Source organism: Streptomyces sp. SCL15-4 (assembly GCF_033366695.1).
Taxonomy (GTDB): Bacteria; Actinomycetota; Actinomycetes; order Streptomycetales; family Streptomycetaceae; genus Streptomyces.
The window spans coordinates 4,246,126-4,263,014 of sequence record NZ_JAOBTQ010000001.1; the positions used below are offsets into that span (position 1 = coordinate 4,246,126).

16 protein-coding genes are annotated in these 16,889 nt (G+C 73.8%); 1 reads left to right on the forward strand and 15 read right to left on the reverse strand.

Annotated elements, in window-relative coordinates; all coding sequences use genetic code 11:
• Window positions 1–45: 45 nt before the first annotated feature.
• From SCK26_RS18565 to SCK26_RS18620, 12 genes are all read right to left on the reverse strand, one after another.
• A complete protein-coding gene (locus tag SCK26_RS18565; RefSeq protein ID WP_318202424.1) occupies window positions 46–1,257 on the reverse strand; it encodes an LLM class flavin-dependent oxidoreductase in 1,212 nt (403 codons plus the stop codon).
• Complete coding sequence (locus SCK26_RS18570) at window positions 1,254–2,630, reverse strand: NtaA/DmoA family FMN-dependent monooxygenase (RefSeq protein ID WP_318202425.1); 1,377 nt, start codon at window positions 2,628–2,630, stop codon at window positions 1,254–1,256. Before SCK26_RS18570 ends, SCK26_RS18565 begins: the two co-directional genes overlap by 4 nt.
• Window positions 2,627–3,556, reverse strand: a complete 930-nt coding sequence (locus tag SCK26_RS18575) for a fumarylacetoacetate (FAA) hydrolase (RefSeq protein WP_318202426.1) — start codon at window positions 3,554–3,556, stop codon at window positions 2,627–2,629. The genes SCK26_RS18570 and SCK26_RS18575 overlap by 4 nt, the downstream gene beginning before the upstream one ends.
• Window positions 3,557–3,575: 19 nt before the next feature.
• Complete coding sequence (locus tag SCK26_RS18580; RefSeq protein ID WP_318206042.1) at window positions 3,576–4,829, reverse strand: pyridoxal phosphate-dependent aminotransferase; 1,254 nt, start codon at window positions 4,827–4,829, stop codon at window positions 3,576–3,578.
• 239 nt (window positions 4,830–5,068) lie between these two features.
• On the reverse strand, window positions 5,069–6,727 hold the full coding sequence (locus SCK26_RS18585; protein WP_318202427.1) for an AMP-binding protein: 1,659 nt from the start codon (window positions 6,725–6,727) through the stop codon (window positions 5,069–5,071).
• Entirely contained in the window at window positions 6,724–7,845 is a 1,122-nt protein-coding gene (locus SCK26_RS18590) for a Glu/Leu/Phe/Val dehydrogenase dimerization domain-containing protein (RefSeq protein ID WP_318202428.1), read from the reverse strand. Before SCK26_RS18590 ends, SCK26_RS18585 begins: the two co-directional genes overlap by 4 nt.
• 43 nt (window positions 7,846–7,888) lie before the next feature.
• A complete protein-coding gene (locus SCK26_RS18595) occupies window positions 7,889–8,452 on the reverse strand; it encodes a type 1 glutamine amidotransferase (RefSeq protein ID WP_318202429.1) in 564 nt (187 codons plus the stop codon).
• An 11-nt stretch (window positions 8,453–8,463) separates the two neighbouring features.
• Window positions 8,464–9,270, reverse strand: coding sequence for an acetylglutamate kinase (locus SCK26_RS18600; RefSeq protein WP_318202430.1), 807 nt, complete (start codon window positions 9,268–9,270; stop codon window positions 8,464–8,466).
• Complete coding sequence (gene argC, locus SCK26_RS18605) at window positions 9,267–10,322, reverse strand: N-acetyl-gamma-glutamyl-phosphate reductase (protein WP_318202431.1); 1,056 nt, start codon at window positions 10,320–10,322, stop codon at window positions 9,267–9,269. The genes SCK26_RS18600 and argC overlap by 4 nt, the downstream gene beginning before the upstream one ends.
• The gene (locus SCK26_RS18610; RefSeq protein WP_318202432.1) at window positions 10,319–11,170 is read right to left on the reverse strand and encodes an ATP-grasp domain-containing protein; all 852 of its coding nucleotides are present in this window, start codon (window positions 11,168–11,170) and stop codon (window positions 10,319–10,321) included. The genes argC and SCK26_RS18610 overlap by 4 nt, the downstream gene beginning before the upstream one ends.
• Window positions 11,170–11,355 (reverse strand): hypothetical protein, encoded by a 186-nt coding sequence (locus tag SCK26_RS18615; protein WP_030620554.1) that lies wholly within the window; start codon window positions 11,353–11,355, stop codon window positions 11,170–11,172. The genes SCK26_RS18610 and SCK26_RS18615 overlap by 1 nt, the downstream gene beginning before the upstream one ends.
• A gap of 47 nt (window positions 11,356–11,402) precedes the next feature.
• Complete coding sequence (locus SCK26_RS18620) at window positions 11,403–12,557, reverse strand: isopropylmalate synthase (RefSeq protein ID WP_318202433.1); 1,155 nt, start codon at window positions 12,555–12,557, stop codon at window positions 11,403–11,405.
• 268 nt (window positions 12,558–12,825) lie between these two features.
• Between SCK26_RS18620 and SCK26_RS18625 the strand changes: the two genes are divergently transcribed.
• Window positions 12,826–13,581: an arylmalonate decarboxylase gene (locus tag SCK26_RS18625; RefSeq protein ID WP_318202434.1), complete on the forward strand. Its 756-nt coding sequence runs from the start codon at window positions 12,826–12,828 to the stop codon at window positions 13,579–13,581.
• A gap of 93 nt (window positions 13,582–13,674) precedes the next feature.
• On the opposite strand, the gene SCK26_RS18630 is transcribed toward SCK26_RS18625, so the two are convergent.
• The 3 genes from SCK26_RS18630 to SCK26_RS18640 all read right to left on the reverse strand — a co-directional run bounded on the left by SCK26_RS18630 (window position 13,675) and on the right by SCK26_RS18640 (window position 16,848).
• Window positions 13,675–14,406 carry a response regulator transcription factor gene (locus tag SCK26_RS18630; protein ID WP_318202435.1) on the reverse strand — a complete coding sequence of 244 codons (732 nt, stop codon included), beginning with the start codon at window positions 14,404–14,406 and terminating at the stop codon, window positions 13,675–13,677.
• A 45-nt stretch (window positions 14,407–14,451) separates the two neighbouring features.
• On the reverse strand, window positions 14,452–15,630 hold the full coding sequence (locus SCK26_RS18635; protein WP_318202436.1) for a transposase: 1,179 nt from the start codon (window positions 15,628–15,630) through the stop codon (window positions 14,452–14,454).
• Window positions 15,631–15,999: 369 nt separating this feature from the next.
• On the reverse strand, window positions 16,000–16,848 hold the full coding sequence (locus tag SCK26_RS18640) for an alpha/beta hydrolase (RefSeq protein WP_318202437.1): 849 nt from the start codon (window positions 16,846–16,848) through the stop codon (window positions 16,000–16,002).
• Window positions 16,849–16,889 lie beyond the last annotated feature (41 nt).

Consider the following 16,889-nt stretch of genomic DNA (forward strand, 5'->3'; position numbering starts at 1 on the left):
CCCCCGCGGACCCGAAGGAGCCTCCGCCGCACCGGCGGAGGCTTCTCAGCTCGCGCGCGCGTAACGGCTGCCGGGGCGCGGCAGACGCAGGTGGCCCCGCAGGGTCGTCGCGTCGTAGGCCGTGCGGAACGCACCGCGCCGCTGGAGCTCCGGCACCAGGCCGCGGGTGATCCCGACGAGGTCGTGCGGCAGCGCGCCGGGACGCAGCCGGAAGCCGTCCAGGCCGGCCTCGCGCCAGTCCAGCAGCAGGTCGGCCAGTTCGCCGGGGGTGCCGGTGAACACCTCGGCGTCGGAGGCGAGCGGGGCGCCGTCCAGGTCGTCCAGGCGCGCCTTGCGGCGGGCGGCGGCGCCCGGCTCGGCGTCCAGGAAGACCAGGACCTCCGCGAACCGCAGCAGCGGCCTCGCCCTGGTGTCCCGGCCGGTGCGCCGGACGGCCGTGTCCACCTGGGCGAGGACCGCCTCCGCTCCCGCCCGGTCGTGCGGGGTGATCCACACGGCGTCGGCGGCGCGCGCCGCGAACTCGTACGGCACGCTGGCGTGCGCCAGGCTCATCACCGGCGGCTGTCCCTGGGGCGGGCGCGGGATGATCGCCGGGCCCCGGACGCTGAAGTGCTCGCCCTCGAAGTCGATGTGGTGGATCTTGTCCCGGTCGATGAAGCGGCCGGTGGCGGCGTCGCGGATCTCCGCGTCGTCCTCCCAGCTGTCCCACAGCCGCCGGACGACCTCCACCGCGTCGGCGGCCTCGTCGAACAGCGGGCTCAGGCGCCGGCCGATCCGCTCCGGGTCACGCACGTCCTCGTCGGTGAGTCGCGGGGTCGTACGGCGGCCGAAGTGATCGGCGTCGGCGGCGCGCGAGGCGATCTGCGGGCGCAGGCCGGCCCGGCCGGTGCTCGCGTAGTCCAGGGTGGCGAGGCCGGTGGAGACGTGGAACGGCTCGGTGTGGGTGAGGTTCGCGGTCGGGACCAGGCCGATGTGCGTGGTCAGCGGTGCCACGCGGGCCGCGAGCAGGACCGCGTCCAGGCTGCCGCGGACCTGGTCGACGCGGTCGTCGGGCCGGTGGAAGGCGGCCGACTGCACGCCGAGCGCGTCCTCGAAGGTGACGAAGTCCAGCAGGCCGCGCTCGGCCTCGGTGACCAGGTCCGCCCAGTACTCCGCGCGGAACAGGTCGGCGGGGCGGGCGTCCTCGGCGCGCCAGGCCGCCGGGTGCCAGCCGGCGGCGTCCAGGGCGACGGCGAGGTGCAGCGGGGGCGCGGTCACGGGGTCTCCTTCGGTACGGGGGCGGGCGCCGGTTCGTGGCGCAGGCCCAAGTGGTCGCGCAGGGTCGGGCCCGTGTAGTCGCGCCGGAAGACGCCCTTCTCCTGGAGCAGCGGCACCACCCGGTCCACGAAGTCGTCCAGCCCGCCGGGGGTCAGGTGCGGGACGAGGACGAAGCCGTCGGCGCCGCCGGTCTGCACGAAGTGGTCGATGGCGTCGGCGACGGTGCCCGGGGCGCCGACGAAGGTCTGGCCGCCCGAGACCTCGATGACCAGGTCGCGGATGCTCAGTTGGCGTTCCTCGGCGAGGGCCCGCCAGCCGCGGGCGATCTCGTCGCGGTCGCGGCGGAAGAGCGAGTGGCCCTTGAGCATCTGCGCGTCGGGCGCGGGGTCGATGTCCGGCAGCGGCCCGTCGGGGTCGTAGCCGGACAGGTCGCGGCCCCAGACGGCCTCCAGGTGCGCGATCGCGGTCTGCGGGCTCACCTGGGCGCGGGTGATCTCGTCGGCGTAGGCGGCGGCCTCGGCGTCGCTGTCGGCCACCACCACGGTGGCCGTCGGCAGGATCTTCAGCTGGTCCGGGGTGCGGCCGTACCGGGCCAGGCGGGACTTGACGTCCCGGTAGAAGGCGCGGGCCTGGTCGAGCCGGTTGTACTTGCTGAAGACGACGTCGGCCTCGGCCGCGGCGAACTCCCGGCCCGGCCCGGACTCGCCCGCCTGGATGACCACCGGGTGCCCCTGGGGCGGGCGCGGGGTGGTGAAGCGGCCGGATACGGCGAAGTGCTCACCGTGGTGGGCGAAGCGGCCGGCGCCGGGCCGGACGAACGCGCCGGCCGCCGCGTCGGCGCGCACGTCCCCCTCGGCCCAGCTGTCCCACAGCTCGCGCGCGGTGGCCAGGAACTCCGCCGCGCGCGCGTACCGGTCGGACTCGGCGAGGAAGCCGCCGCGCCGGAAGTTCTCGCCGGTGAACGCGTCGAAGCTGGTGACCACGTTCCAGGCGGCGCGCCCGCCGCTGAGGTGGTCCAGGGTGGCCAGCCGGCGCGCCACCTCGTAGGGCTCGTTGAACGTGGCGTTGACGGTGGCGGCCAGCCCCAGCCGGGTGGTGACCGCGGCCAGGGCGCTGAGCTGGGTGAGATTCTCCGGCCGGCCCACCACGTCCAGGTCGTACAGCTGCCCCTTGTGCTCGCGCAGCCTCAGTCCCTCGGCCAGGAAGAAGAAGTCGAACCGGCCGCGTTCGGCGGTCCGCGCGAGGTGGCGGAAGGACTCGAAGGCGATCTGGCTGCGCGAGCGCGGGTCGGACCAGACGGTCACGTTGTGGATGCCGGGCAGCTGGGCGGCGAGGTGTATCTGCTTGCGGCCCGTGGTCTCGGGGCCGCTCATTCGGCGGGGAGCACGGCCGCGGGGGCCGGGGAGACGTAGCGCACGGTGTTGTCGAAGGCGATGCCGTGGCTCTTGACGTCGATGGCGATGCGGTCGCCGTCGGCGATGCGGAACCCGTCGTGGAAGCTGGCCTCGTCGGCGCCCAGCAGGACGTAGTTGACCAGGCCGGGCCGCCGCACCGCCGGGAAGGAGAACAGGTGCTCGGCCATGTCCCGGATCCGGAAGTACAGCGCGTCGCCGCCGCAGTCGAAGCTTCCCTCCCAGGCCGTCGCGCCGTCCCGGACGATGGTGACGCGGCCGGTCGCCGAGCGCGGCGGCGCCCCGAGGAACAGCCAGGGCGCGAGCGCGGTGTCGCACAGCTTGCAGTACGGGTTGTAGCCGGGGTCCTTGCGGTGCAGGCCGATGTCGCACAGGTCGTTGCCGAAGGTGTAGCCGGCGTAGTGCGGGGTGCCGTCGGCGTCGTTGACGTAGACGAGCGCGATCTCCGGCTCCTCGATGAGGGCGACGGGGCGGGCGGGCACGATCAGGTCCTCGCCGGGCAGCCGGGCCCAGTCGCCGAAGCCCTTGAAGAACCACTTGGGCGGGGTGAACTCGCCGTCCTCCGGCTGGCTCTGACCGTTCCACTTCTTCTTGTGGGTGCCCATGAAGCCGCTCAGCAGCGCGGTGCCGGGCGCCTCGGGCAGCAGCGGCACCACCGGGCGCACGCCCGGGTCGCCGGCCGGGACGACGACCGTCTCGGCACCCTCGGTGACCGCGGCCCGGACGGCGTCCGCGGAACCGTCGGTGTGCAGGAACGCGGCGGCCAGGGCGCCCTCGGCCACCCGGTACAGGGTCTGCGGCTCGCCCGGCTCGGGCAGGCCGAAGGTGACGTGGCGGCGGCCTTCGTGAACCACCTCGGTGAGGACGGGCGGCAGGGACTGGGACATGAGAAGCCTCCGGGTGCGGTCAGGATCGGGGGGCGGTCAGGTCGGTCAGGGCGTCGCCGAGGTGGTCCAGGGCCTCGCGGATCCACGGCAGGGCGAGCGGGTCGGCGGCGGTCAGCGCGGTGGTGCGCCGCTCGTCGGTGTCGCCGTACAGACGGCTGGTGGCGGCCCGGATGCGCAGGGCGCCGTCCGGTTCGCCGAAGGCGCTCGCCGGCAGCACGCCGACGCCGTGCCGCTCGACGAGGAACCGGACCAGGCCGGCGCCGTCGGTGATGCCGTGCGCGGCGCCGAGGCGGGCGCGCAGCGGCTCGAAGTCCGGGTAGAGGTAGCAGGTCGCGGTGACCGGTGCGAGACGCGCGCCGGCCTCGGTGAAGCGGACGGCCGCCGCGCGGGCCACGAGGGCGTGCAGCCGGCGGCCCGCCGCGATCCGCTCGGTGATCTCCGGGGGCTCGGCGAAGGCGTAGGCCGCGGCGGACTGCACCGGGGCGGGCGGGCTGGACCAGATCTGGCTGGCCACGGAGAGCAGCGTGGTGCGCAGCTCGCGCCCGGCGGGGCTGTCGGGCAGCCGGGCCACGCCGGTGCGCCAGCCGCCGACCGCGAGGTTCTTGGTCAGGCCGGTGGTGACGACGGTGCGCTCGGGGGCGTAGGCCGCCGGGGAGACGGCGGGCCGGGCCGGGTCGTGGACCAGGTCGCCGTAGATCTCGTCGGAGATCACGAACAGGTCCAGGTCGCGGGCGACCGCGGCCAGGCGCCGTACGGTCGCGGCCGGCGCGACGGTGCCGGTCGGGTTGTCCGGCACCGTCACCACCACCGCGCGCGGGTTCCGGCCGGCGGCGCGGGCGGCGGTGACCGTCTCGCGCAGCCGGGCGGGGTCCGGGACGCCGCCCTGGCCGGGCAGGATCGGCACGGGCAGCGGCCGGCCGCCGGCGAGCCGGGCCTGCGCGGCGTAGCTGACCCAGCTCGGCACCGGCACCACCACGTCCCCGCCGACCGCCAGGAGCAGCGCGTACAGCAGCGTCTTGCTGCCCGGGCCGGCCACCACCAGCCCGGGGTCGGTGGCCAGGCCGCGGCGGCTCCAGTAGCTGGCGGCGGCCTCGCGCAGCGCGGGCCCGCCGGCCACGGGGCCGTAGGCGTTCTCCCCGGCCGCCTCGGCCAGCCGCGCCCGCAGCTCCGGCAGCACGGGCAGCCCGATCTCGCCACTGGTCATGGCCAGCACCCGCTGTCCCGCCCGCCGCCGCGCCTCCAGCGCGGCATCGGCCGCGAGCGTGGCCGACATGGGGACGGCGGCGGCCCGGCGGGGAGCGGGGGTGGTCCGCGGGTCCCGGTGCGGCCCCGGCTCCCCGGCCGACGGCACGGCCGCCGACGGGGCCTCGTGCGAGGACGCCTCGGGAGCCAGGGCCCCGGCCGGCTGCGGCGCCGGCCGCGCGGCCTCCGGAGAGGCCGGGCGCGGGGCCGCCTCGGAAGCCGAGGGCCCGGCCGCCGGTGCGGGGGTGTGCGGGGTGGTGGGCACCTCGGTCACCCCGTTCCGTAGCGGTGGCGCAGTTCGGCCTTGCGGACCTTGCCGGTCAGGGTTTTGGGGAGGGCCGGCAGCAGCTCGACGCGGTCCGGGAGGAACCGTTCGTCGTGCCCGGAGGCGCGGACCCGGTCGCGGATCTCGGCCAGGGTCGGGGCCTGGCCGTCGCGCGGGACCACGACCGCGCAGATGACCGGGTCGGCGCCGGCCGTGGCGGGCGGAAGGCCGACCAGCGCGGCCTCGACGGCCTTCGGGTGGCTGCCGACGACCGCCTCCAGCTCGGTCATGGGGGCCACCTGCCCGTCGCGCACGATGGCGTCCCGGGCCCGGCCGACGATGCGGATGCCGCCGTGCCCGTCGTCCCGGGCCAGGTCCCCGGTGTCGAACCAGCCGTCCGCGTCGAACTCGGCGGCGAAGACCTCCTCGCGCCGGTAGTAGCCGAGGGCCAGGGAGGCACCGCGCACCTTCAGCCGGCCCGTGCCGTCGGCGCCGGGCGACTCGATGCGCAAGCGCATGGCGTCGATGGGGCTGCCGTTGCTGTACGCGGCCCAGTCCTCCGGGTCGGCGGGCCGGGTCATCGTCACGGGGCCGTTCTCGGACATGCCCCACAGCGAGTACGTCCGCGCGCCCAGCGCCGCGTGCACCTCGTCGGCCAGCTCCTTCAGCACCGGCGCGGAGCCGATGACCACGTGCCGCAGGGTGCCGGTGTCGCGCTTCTCGGCCCGCTGGGACGCGGCCACGTCGGCGAGCGTGGCCGGCGGCCCGTACAGCAGCGTGGCGCCGTAGCGCTCCACGAGGTCCAGCAGCGCCTCGTTCTTGCGGACGTCCTGGAAGGCGACGGTGCCGCCGAGCAGGACGCTTCCGAGGACGCCCTGCGCGAAGCCGGAGTAGTGCACCAGCGGGGTGGACACCGCGGCCACCCAGTCCTCGCCGGAGGCGAACGCGTCGACGTAGCCGCGCACGGCCGAGTGGACGGTGTTCTGGCTGTGCAGCACGCCCTTGGACTCGCCGGTGGTACCGGAGGTGAACAGCACCACGAACGGCTCGTCGGGCCCGAGGGCCAGGCCCTCCAGCCGTCCTTCGGCGCCGGGCTCCTCCTCGCGGGGCGCGGCCACGAAGTGCTCGTGGAAGGACATGGCGCCGTCCGGCACCGGGCCGTCCACGACCGCGACGTGGGCGAGCGCGGGCAGCTCGGCCCGCAGCCCGGTGACGATCTTCGCCAGCGGGGTGCCCGACCACTCCGGGAGCGTGACCGCGACCCGGGCCTCCGTCAGCCCGAGCCGGTGCCGCAGCTCCTCCTCGGGGCAGATCGGGGAGATCGGGCAGATGACGGCGCCGACGCGCATGCACGCGAACATCAGCGGCACCATCTCCCACCGGTTGGGCAGCTGGACGGCGACGACGTCACCGCGGCGCACGCCGAGCCGGAGCAGGGCGAGCGCGAACCGGTCGGTGAGCCGGGCCAGTTCGGCGTAGTCCAGGGTGTCGGTGCGGGACTCGGCGACGCGCCGGCCGGCGACGGCCAGCCGGTGCGGGTGCTCGCGGGCCTGGCGGCGCAGGTCGTCCAGGAAGGTCTCCGTACGCCACCAGCCGCGGCGCAGGTACTCGGCGGCGTCCTCGGACGCGGCGGCCGGGCGCCGGGTCTGGACCGGGGCGGTCATCGCAGCAGCTCCTTGCGGCGGGTGGCGAGCAGTTCGGGCAGCGGGTCGCCCGCCCGGTCGGCCGCGATCTCCAGCAGGGCCCGGGTGTTCTCGCGCACCCGGTCGCCGATCCAGTCGAAGACCCACGCCTTGCGGGCGTCGGCGGCCAGCTCGAAGGGGACGACGCGGGTGACGGCCAGGGCGGCGGCGCCGGCCCCGCCGATGTTGGCGATGACCCCCGGCACCAGCGTGGCGCCGGCCGCCCGGGCCTTCTCCCGCGCCTCGGCGTCGGAGGCGAGGTTGGCGCCCTCGACGACCAGGCCGGCGCGCAGCCGGTGGACGTTGCCGGCGTTCAGCGCGTGCTTCTGCGCGGCGAGGACCAGCACGTCGGCGTCGACGTCGAGCCAGGCGTCCGGCTCGCCGGAGGTGGTGACGTGCTGCGGCAGCCGGGAGCGGTCGATCCGGCCGAACTCGTCGGTGATCGCGACCAGGTCGGCCACCGGCAGCCGGTCGGCGCTGATGGTGCCCTGGACGTCGGCGACGGCCACGACCGAGTGGCCGCGCTCCTCCAGGAACCGGGCGACCGCGCGGCCCACCGCGCCGAAGCCCTGCACCACGACCCGGGCGGCCTCGCTGCGGCCGCTCGACTCGAGCGCGGTGAGCGCGGCGACTCCGACGCCGTGCCCGGTGACGTCGATGAGCGGCTCGTAGTAGGTGCGCCAGTCGACGGGCATGTCCGGCGCGCCCAGGCGGTAGCGCGGGTCGTAGCCGGCCTCGGCGAAGAACACGGCCCGGTCGGCGGGCGTGACGCCCATGTCGATGCCGAGGTGGATGCCGCCGTGCAGCAGGGGCTTGACGGTACGGCCGAAGGTGCGGAAGGTCTGCTCGCGGTCGCCGCCGTCGGAGACGATGCCGCCCTTGGCGCCGCCGATGCGCAGGCCCGCCAGGGTGAACTTGTCGGTCATGTCACGGGCGAGGCCGCGCACTTCCTCCTCGGTGACGTGAGGGGTCATCCGTACGCCGCCCATGGCCAGGCCGTCGACCAGGCTGTCGACGACCACCCAGCCCTTGATGTCGCCTCCGGCGCCGTTCAGGTGGACGACGAACGCGGGCTCCTGGCTGTCTTCCGTGAAACTCATGGCAACTGCCAACTCCTCGGGTCGGTGGGTGGTGCGGCGGTGCTCACTGGTAGAGCTGGGTGAAGCCGCGCAGGATCTCCCGGCCGTCGCTGCGGAACTCCAGGTGAGCCTGGGAGCCGTAGACGCGTCCGTCGTCGGAGCGCAGGAACTCCACGGGCGCGTGCTCGGAGCGGCCGATGGAGCGGTAGCCGGCCGGGGCCTGCTGGAGGTAGAGCGTGTGCCGGTGGAACACCGTCACGGTCGGCTTGACATAGGTGAACAGCGGTTCTTCCTTGTCGACCTGGACCTCGTAGCCGCCGACCCGCTGCGGGCCCTCGGCCAGCTCGCCGCCGGCCGCGACGGCGAGGATCTGCATGCCGCCGCAGATGCCGAACACCGGCACGCCGGAGGTCATGACCAGGTCGATGAGCGGCTTGTAGTGCTCCTGGTCGAACGCCCGCACCTTGGTGCCGCTCAGCACGATCGCCTGGTAGCGGCCGTCGAGCCGGGCGGGGACGGACACCGCGTCGACCGCGTCGGTGGCCGAGCCCAGCTCCTCGAAGCGGCGGCGCAGCTGGGGCAGGGACAGGGTTCCGTTGTTGACGACCAGGACACGGGGCTGCGCCACGTGCGTCCTCCTCACGTTCGCGTGATGACGGTGCCGGTGCGGGCGGCGAGCAGGTCGGAGACCGGCGCGCTGCCGATGACGACCCGGTCCACCCCGCGTTCCAGGGCCTCGCCGGCCGCCCGCAGCTTCTTGCGCATGCCGCCGGTGGCGCCCTTGTCACGGAACGCGGCGGCGGCCTCGGCGCTGATCTCGCGCACCGGTTCGCCGTCGATCAGCAGATGGGTGACGTCGGTGACCAGCACCAGGTCGGGCGCGCCGACGGCTCCGGCGAGGGCGGCGGCGGCCCGGTCGGCGTCGGTGTTGACCTCGCGGCCCGCCGAGTTGCGGGCCAGCGGGGTGACGAGCCGGGCCCGGCCGGGCTCCAGGTCCTTCAGCTGGGCCGGGTCGGCGTCCGTGACCGGGCCGACCAGGTTCTCCAGCTCGACCAGCTGCTTGCCCTGCCACCACCAGCGCTCGGCCTCGCCGGCCGCGAGCAGTCCGTCGCTGCCGAGGAGGCGGTCGGCGTCCAGGCCGCGGTCGCGCAGCCGCTGGAGCACCTCCTCGCCGAGCCGGGCGCTGACGGTCTTGATGTCCTCGATGACCTCGGGCGTGGTCCAGCGGCTCTGGTTGCCGTACCGGTCGCGCAGGATCGCCGAGGGCTCGCGGTAGCGGGCGCTGAGCTTCTTCAGCGGCTTGGACCAGCCGTGCACCAGGACCAGCGGGCGCTCGCGGCCCAGCCGGGCCAGGTCGTCCCACCAGGTCCCGTCGAGGTCGTCGACGGCGCTGCCGCCGAGCTTGACGACGGCCGGGGCGTCGTGCGGGCGGGGTGCGCTGCTCATGCGGGCATCACCGGGTGCATCGTCAGGCCCGTCTCCTCGGGCAGTCCGAACCGGAGGTTGACCACCTGGACGGCCTGGCCGGCGGCGCCCTTGACCAGGTTGTCCAGCGCGGCGAGGACGACGATCCGGCCGCCCTCCTCGTCGTACATGGGCGTCACGTCGCAGTAGTTGGAGCCGAGGACGGCCTGCGGGTCGGGCACCGGGATCAGCGTCTCGGTGTTGCGCCGCACCCGCACGAACCGGTGCTCCTTGTAGAAGCGCAGGTACGCCCGTTGCAGCGTGCGCTGATCGATCTCGCCGTCGGTGAAGACGTAACTGCTGGTGAGCAGGCCGCGCACGTGCGAGACGCCGTACGCCGACATGCTCAGCGAGCCGACCGAGCCGGGCTTGCTGCGCTCCAGGAAGTCGCTGACCTCGGCCGCGTGCCGGTGGCCGGTGGGCGCGTACGGGGCGATGGCGCCGTTGCGGAAGGGGTGCAGGTCGGCGGTGCGCAGGTGCAGGCCGCCGCCGCTGGAGCCGCTCTTGCCGTCCACCACCACGGTCTTCAGGTCCAGGCCGAGGCCCAGGGTGAGCGGGGCCAGGCCCAGGGTGATGGCGGTGGCGTAGCAGCCCGGCAGCGAGATCAGCGCCGCGCCGGCCAGCTGGTCGCCGATCAGCTCCGGCACGCCGTAGACGAACCGGTCGGCCAGCTCGGTGCGGCGCTCGACCTTCGGGTACCAGCGGGCGTGCCGCTCGGGGGTGCGGATGCGGAAGGCGCCGCTGAGGTCGACGATGGCCGGGACCCGGTCGGCGAGCAGCGCGGCCAGCTCGGCGGAGACCGGGGCGGGGGTGGCCAGCAGCAGGACGTCGACCTGGCCGGCGACGTCCTCGGTGACCGGCTGCACGGTCAGGCCGGTGTCGATGCGCAGGGCCGGGTGCAGCTCCGCCGGGCGCTTGCCGATGTTGGAGGAGCCGCCGAGGAAGGTCAGCTCCAGTTCGGGGTGCTGGGTGATCAGCCGGATGAGTTCGCCGCCGGCCAGCCCGGAGGCGCCGACGACTCCTACGCGGATCATGCGAGCAGCTCCTGCACGTAGCGGGCGATGGCCGAGGGGACGTCCGCGCCGGTGGCCGTGGCCACGGCCCGGAATCCGGGGGCGTGGTTGACCTCGTTGACGACGTAGCCGTCGCCGGTGCGGAACAGGTCGATGCCGTAGATGCCGGGGCCCAGTTCCGCCGTCACCGCGTCGGTGATCTTCACGATGTCGGGGTCGTGGGCGAGGGCGCGGCTGTCGTTGCCGAGGGCGGCGTTGTTGCGCCAGTCGGTGCCGCCGCTGGCGAACTCGGCGGCGCCGACCAGCTCGCTGCCGACGACCAGGCAGCGCACCGAGGTGCCGCCGCCGATGTACGGCTCCACCAGGCACGCCTGCTCGAAGGCGTGGCCGAGGTCCTCGACGTAGTCGTAGACGGACTGGGCGGTGTCGGTGTGCCGGATCAGGGTGACCCGCTTGCCCATGCCGCCGAAGACCGGCTTGAGGACGACGGGGGTCGCGAGTTCGGCGAGGGCCTGGGTGAAGTCCTTGCGGGACAGCACCAGCCGGAAGTCCGGCACCGGCACGCCGGCGGCGCGCAGCACGGTGCGCAGCGCGGCCTTGTTCTCGCAGGCGTGGATGGCCCGGGCGGTGTTGACGGTGCGGGCCCCGGCGGCCTCGGCGAGGCTCGCGACGAGGCCGCCGCGGGTGTAGCTGCGGCTGCGGACGAGCAGCACCTCGTAGTCCCGCACCGAGGGGGCGTCCGGATCGCCGAGGCACAGCGACTCGTCGTTGACCCAGTCGACCGACAGCCCGAAGGCCTCGGCCCGCTGGATCAGCTGGCGTTCCTCCCAGGCGATCCGGTCGGCGACGACGGCGACTTTGGTGCCCATCACTGGCCCCAGTCGCGCAGCTGGACCTCGACCGTCTCCAGGGTCAGCCGCCCGTCGGAGACGTCCTCGACCCGCAGCGTCAGCATGCACTCGGGGCAGGACAGGGTCTCGCCCTGGACGACCGGCGGCACGGTCAGGTCGGTCTCGCACTCGGGGCAGGCGCCGGAGAGGGTGGCGGTGGTCATGGTCGGACTCCGTTTCCGGGAGAAGGGACTGAGCGGGAAGGGCTGGTTCAGGCGGCGGCCTGGAAGTCGACCGCGGCCTTGCGGACCGCGTCGCGGTCCAGGACGGGGCCGCCGGCGGCCACCTGGCGGTCGGTCAGCCAGGCGGTGAAGGCGTCGATGTCGACGTCGACCCCGGAGTCGGCCAGCGCCCACTTCACGAGGGCCGGGGTCAGCCGGGTGCGCACCCGCAGTTCGCGGCTGCCGCCGACGAGTTCGGCCGGCAGGGTCTCGTAGGCCTCCGGGTTGCCGAGCTGGCCGGGCAGCTCGTAGGCGAAGGCGTGCGCGGTGGTCGGACCGGACTGGAAGGCGTCGCCGAGGCCGGCGCCCTCCAGGGCGATCCGGGACAGCTCGGTGAGGTGGGTCAGGTCGAAGCGGGTGTCGCCGTGCACGACCCGCAGCGAGGTGAGCAGCTCGGCCAGCGGGGCGTTGCCGCCGCGCTCGCCGATGCCGCCGACGGTCGCGGAGATCCACCGGGCGCCGGCGCGGATGGCGGCGAGCGAGTTGGCGACCGCCATGCCCAGCATGTTGTGCGAGTGGATCTCGATCTCGGAGCCGTCGATCGCGGTGAGGTCCGCGATCTTCGCCTCCATCTGCCAGGGCGAGAGGTAGGCGACGGTCTCGGCGAGCCGGAACCGGTCCGCTCCGGCCTCGAAGCCGGCGGTGACGTACGGGACGAGCCGCTCGCGGGGGGTGCGGGCGCCGTCCTCGCCGCTGAAGGTGACGTGGAAGCCGCGCTCCTTGGCCTGCGAGATCGCCGAACGGGCCAGCGCGTGCAGGAACTTGACGCTCGGCGTGCCGAGCTTCAGGGTGGCGTGCTGCTCCGAGGTGGGGATGGAGTACATGATGTGGCGCACGCCCAGCCGTTCGGCCTCGTCCAGGGCCCGGGCCACTTGCTGGCGGTCGCGCACCACGAGCAGCGTCATGCTGCGCTCGGGGCCCACGGCGTCGTGCACGGCCTCGATCAGCGGCGCGTCCTTGGACCCGGGACCGGAGACCATGCCCACCTCGACCAGCTCGACGCCGGTGCGCACCAGCAGGCCGGCGATGGCCGCCGCGTCCTTCGGGCCGAACTCGACGCCCGCCATGTGCGCGGAGTCGCGCAGGGTGGCGTCGGATATCAGGGGTGGGTTCGGAAGTTCTTCGTGGTTTTCCGCTGCTGCCATTTCAGTTCACTCCTTGTTCCGGAAAGGGGTTTCCCGCCGCGATTCCGGACGAGTTAGGTGAACCGCAATCCGGGAACGATTGCGGCTGGCGCTGCACAACAGAATCCGGTCCGGGGCGGTGGTCTGGCAATGAAGTCCGCGTCAGAAGGCCGTGGAAAAATGTCAGGGAGTGTCAAGAACTACAGGGTCTGCAAGAAGGGTGTGGCCGTACGCAAGAGTCCGCGGAATACGGCGCCCGGGCGGGCGCGGCGCGCCTACCGTGCGGGACATGGACCTTCTCTCACTGCCCCGGCTGGGGCTCGTCGTCCCGCCGGAGAATCCGACCGCCGAACCGGAGTTCGCCACGCTGCTCGCCGGCCGGGTGAACGTGTACACGGCCCGCTTCCCGACCACGCCCGGGCTCGGCCTGAAGGACATGCTGGAGACCTACAACCGGGCCCTGCCCGACACCCTCGGCCGCTTCGGCGGCATGCGGCTGGACGGGGCCGTGGTGGCGTGCAGCGCCTCCCACTACCTGCTGGGCCCGGACGGCGACCGCGCCTTCTGCGCGGAGCTGTCCGAGCGCGCGGGCTACCCGGTGTGGTCCTCCACCCAGGCGATCCTCGCCACCTGCGCGGCCCTCGGCATACGCCGGCTGACCCTGGTCTCGCCGTACCAGCCGTGGCTGACCGACACCTCGCGCGCCTTCTGGGAGGCGGCGGGCCTCACCGTCGACGGGGTCGTGTCGGTCCCGGCGCGCGAGGCCCCCGGCGAGGAGCCGCACCACGACCCGTACCAGGTCACGACCGCGCGGATACTCGACCGCGTCGCCGCGTCCGACCTGCCCGCGGACACCGCCCTGCTGTTCACCGGGACCGGCATGGGCACGCTCGCGGCGCTCGCCGAGCTGGCCCGGCGCGAGCCCGGCCGGACGCTGTTCACGTCCAACCTGGCGTCGGTGTGGTGGGCCCTGCGCTCCCTGGCCGACGGGGACGCGGACGCGCCGCACCCCCTGCTGCGCCGGCTGCGGACGGCGACGGTGTGACGCGGACAGGGCCCCGGCGCACACCGGGGCCCTGTTCCCGTCTTTCGTCGGTGACCGTCCGTCTGCGCCGGTGACCGTCCGGCTGTCCGGGGCCTACGACGCCTCGGACAGCTCGGGCGTCCGCACCCACCCGGGCTCCTCCGGACGCTCGGCGGCGCGGTGGTCGCCGTACCCCATCCGGTAGCCCACGCCGCGGACCGTGGTGATCCATCGGCTGGAGCCGAGTTTCGAGCGCAGGCTGCTCACATGGGTGTCGATGGTGCGGCTGGTGCAGGCCCAGTTGCTGCCCCACACCTTCGCCATCAGTTCCTTCCGCGACACGACCGTCTCGGAATTCCGCGCCAGCACGTACAGCAGCTCGAATTCCTTCGAGGTGACCGGAACCACACGGTCGTGCAACCGCACTTCCCGGGTACGCGGATCGATATGCAGCGGGCGCAGGGAAATCGTCTTCTCCGGGGCCGGTGCGCGGTGCGCCCGGCGCAGCACGGCCTCTATCCGCGCGCTTATCTCCCGAAAGCCCCAGGTCTTCACCACACAGTCGTCCGCGCCGGCGCGCAGCGCGAGGACCCGCTCCAGTTCGTCGTCCTCGTCGGTCACGGCGATCAGCGGAATGTCGCCGTCACGGCGCACCGTCCGGCAGACCTCCAGACCGTCCATGTCCGACAGCTCCAGCGAGAGCAGCACCAGATCCGCGTCGTGGTACGTCCGCAGCGCCCGCGCACCGGTGTGCACGCTCCGCGTGGTGTACCCCTGTCTGCGCAGATCCCGCTCGGTCGCCTCGGCCGCGGCGGCGTCCCGTTCCACCACGAGTACGTTGGTCACCCCTGCCGTCCCCTCTTCATCGTTTGGCTCCGCTCCCTGTGGCCGTCAGCCCGCGGCCCGCTCGGCCGCGGAGGCGGCCGGCGGCGGGAGAGGTGCGTATTCCGGGACGTCGTCGAGGTACTGGTAGGCGTACGCGGCCGAGGCCATCGTCATGTGGTGGTGCCAGCCCGGGAAGGAGCGGCCCTCGAAGTCCAGCACGCCGAGACGGTTCTGCAGCACGGAGACGGCCGACAGGGCGGCGGTCCGGCCCCGCACCAGGGACAGCACCTCGTCCACCGGTCCGCCGGTGAGGCTGGTGAGCCAGTACCGGGCGGGCAGCCGGCCGTCCAGTGCGGGCCGCTCCAGGATCCGGTAGGCGCGCGAGCCGCCGTCGGTGCCGGCCGCCTGCGGCAGCCGGACGGTGCCGGTGTAGGTGTGGATCGTCACGGCCTTGGTGCGGCCGTCCGGGGCCTGCCGCATCATCACGTGCGGCTGCCGGGCGTGCCGTACGCCCATCAGTCCGCCGACCGTGCGCACGGTCGGCGCGTGCTGGCCGACGAGCACGACCTGGCCGGGATCGACCTCGGCCACCACGTCCAGCCGCTCCCGGGCCAGGCCCACGAGCACACCGGCCGCGTCGTCGCACCGGCTCAGGTCCAGGACCCAGGGCAGTCCGGCCCCGTGCGGCAACGTGACCGCGTCGGCGGCGTAGCCGAGGACGTGGCCGCCGACCGGGCGCGCCCTCTCCTCCTCCGGGATCCGGGCCCGCCGCCGGCGCTCCGGGTCGCCGTCCCAGGGGCCGCTGAGCACCAGGCTCCAGTCGACCGGGAAGGCCCCTTGGGCGCCGGCCAGGAACAGGCCCAGCGCGTGCTGGCAGTTGACGGCCTGTCCGGTCGCCGGGTCCGCCCGGCGGTGCACGCCCACCGAGTGACCGCCGTTCTTCGGGATGACCAGTTCGGCGACCGTCCAGGCGTAGGGAGCGGCCGTCGCGGCCACCCGCTGGGCGAGTCTGCGGCGCACGGGCCGCCAGTCCCAGGAGCTGGCGTTGATGAACTGGTGCAGCCCGCGCAGCGCGGCCGTGGGTAAAGAGTCCTCCCGGGCCATGCGCCGCGGTGTCTTCTTGCCGGAGCCGTGGAGCAGGGCCCACAGATAGGCCCGGGCCCAGCGGTGCTGTTCCACTCTGTGCAGTGATCGGAATATGTCCTCGACAAACGTCTGGATACGCAGATCGTCGCTCGTTGCCATGCGCGTCTCACTCGACGACATAAACGCTACGTCCCCTCGTATTTCGTAACGCTCGCTGTGAGGCCGGTGCATCGTGCATGTGCCCGAGCCACAAAATACCCTCGGATCCACAATTCTGTCCGTCGTCCGTACGGTACTTCGCTACTTCGCGGGCTGAGCTGCTCAAACGTCGTCTGGCGACGGGTATGGGGGATCGCGAGCAGGGGTCGGAAAATACCGGTTGACCCAATACTGATGCCCCCGTCCGGTCAAGATCGAGGGCTTGTCAAAATCTTATGAACAAGCCCATTGGTCACGGGCGCGCCGATGACCGCCGAAGGCCGGGGGATACCTTCGGCGGTCCGCTCGGGAGGCCGGCGTGGCGTCTGATCAGTCGCGTTGTGCCGCCAGGGTGTCGAGCCAGTTGCCGAGCAGGCCGTGCACGGTGTCCGGCTGGTCGAGATGGACGTTGTGCCCGGCACCGTCGACGACGGCGTAGGTGGCGTGCGGGTAGTGGTCCAGCAGCTCCAGCTGGTCGCGCCAGCCGGCCAGGTGGTCCTGGCGCCCCGTCACCACCAGGTGGATGCCCTCGTGCGTGCCGGAACGGGCCTCCGGGGCCTGCCGGAACGGGTACGACTTGAGCAGCTCGGCGGCGTCCTCGCGGTGGTGGGCGCGGAAGCCGGGCAGCACGTGGTCGCGGAAGGCGTTCCAGCCGGCGTCGTCCTGGTACAGCGCGACGCTCGTGAACACCTCGCGCTCGGCCGGGTCGAGCGCGGCCAGCAGGGCATCGTCGCGGGCGAGGACCTCCCGCCCGGGCAGCGTCCGTTCCCCGGCCGGCCTGACCAGCGGCGCGATCAGCGCCGCGCCCAGGACCCGCGGGCCCCGCTCGGCGATCAGATGGCGGGCGAGCTGGCCGCCGTAGGAGATGCCCACGACCGCGAACGGCTCGGTCCCGAGGACCTTGTCGACGAACCGCAGCACCGCCTCGCCCATGGCCTCCGCCGTGACCGGCCCGGTCAGCCGGGGTGAGCGGCCGGAGCCGGGCAGGTCGGCGTAGAGCCGCCGCCAGCCGCGCCGCGCGGCGAACACGGGCTCCAGCGGCAGCAGGAGCCGGTGGTCGGCGGGGTGTCCGTGCAGCAGCACCACGGGTGTGCCGGAACCGAACTCGACGTGGTGCAGCAGCCACCGCGCCGGCTTCGGCCTCCCGGCGGTCTTCGTCGGTCCAGTCTCTTCGGTCATGACTCCACAGTCCGGTGATGACGATCCGGTGTCGGCGGGAT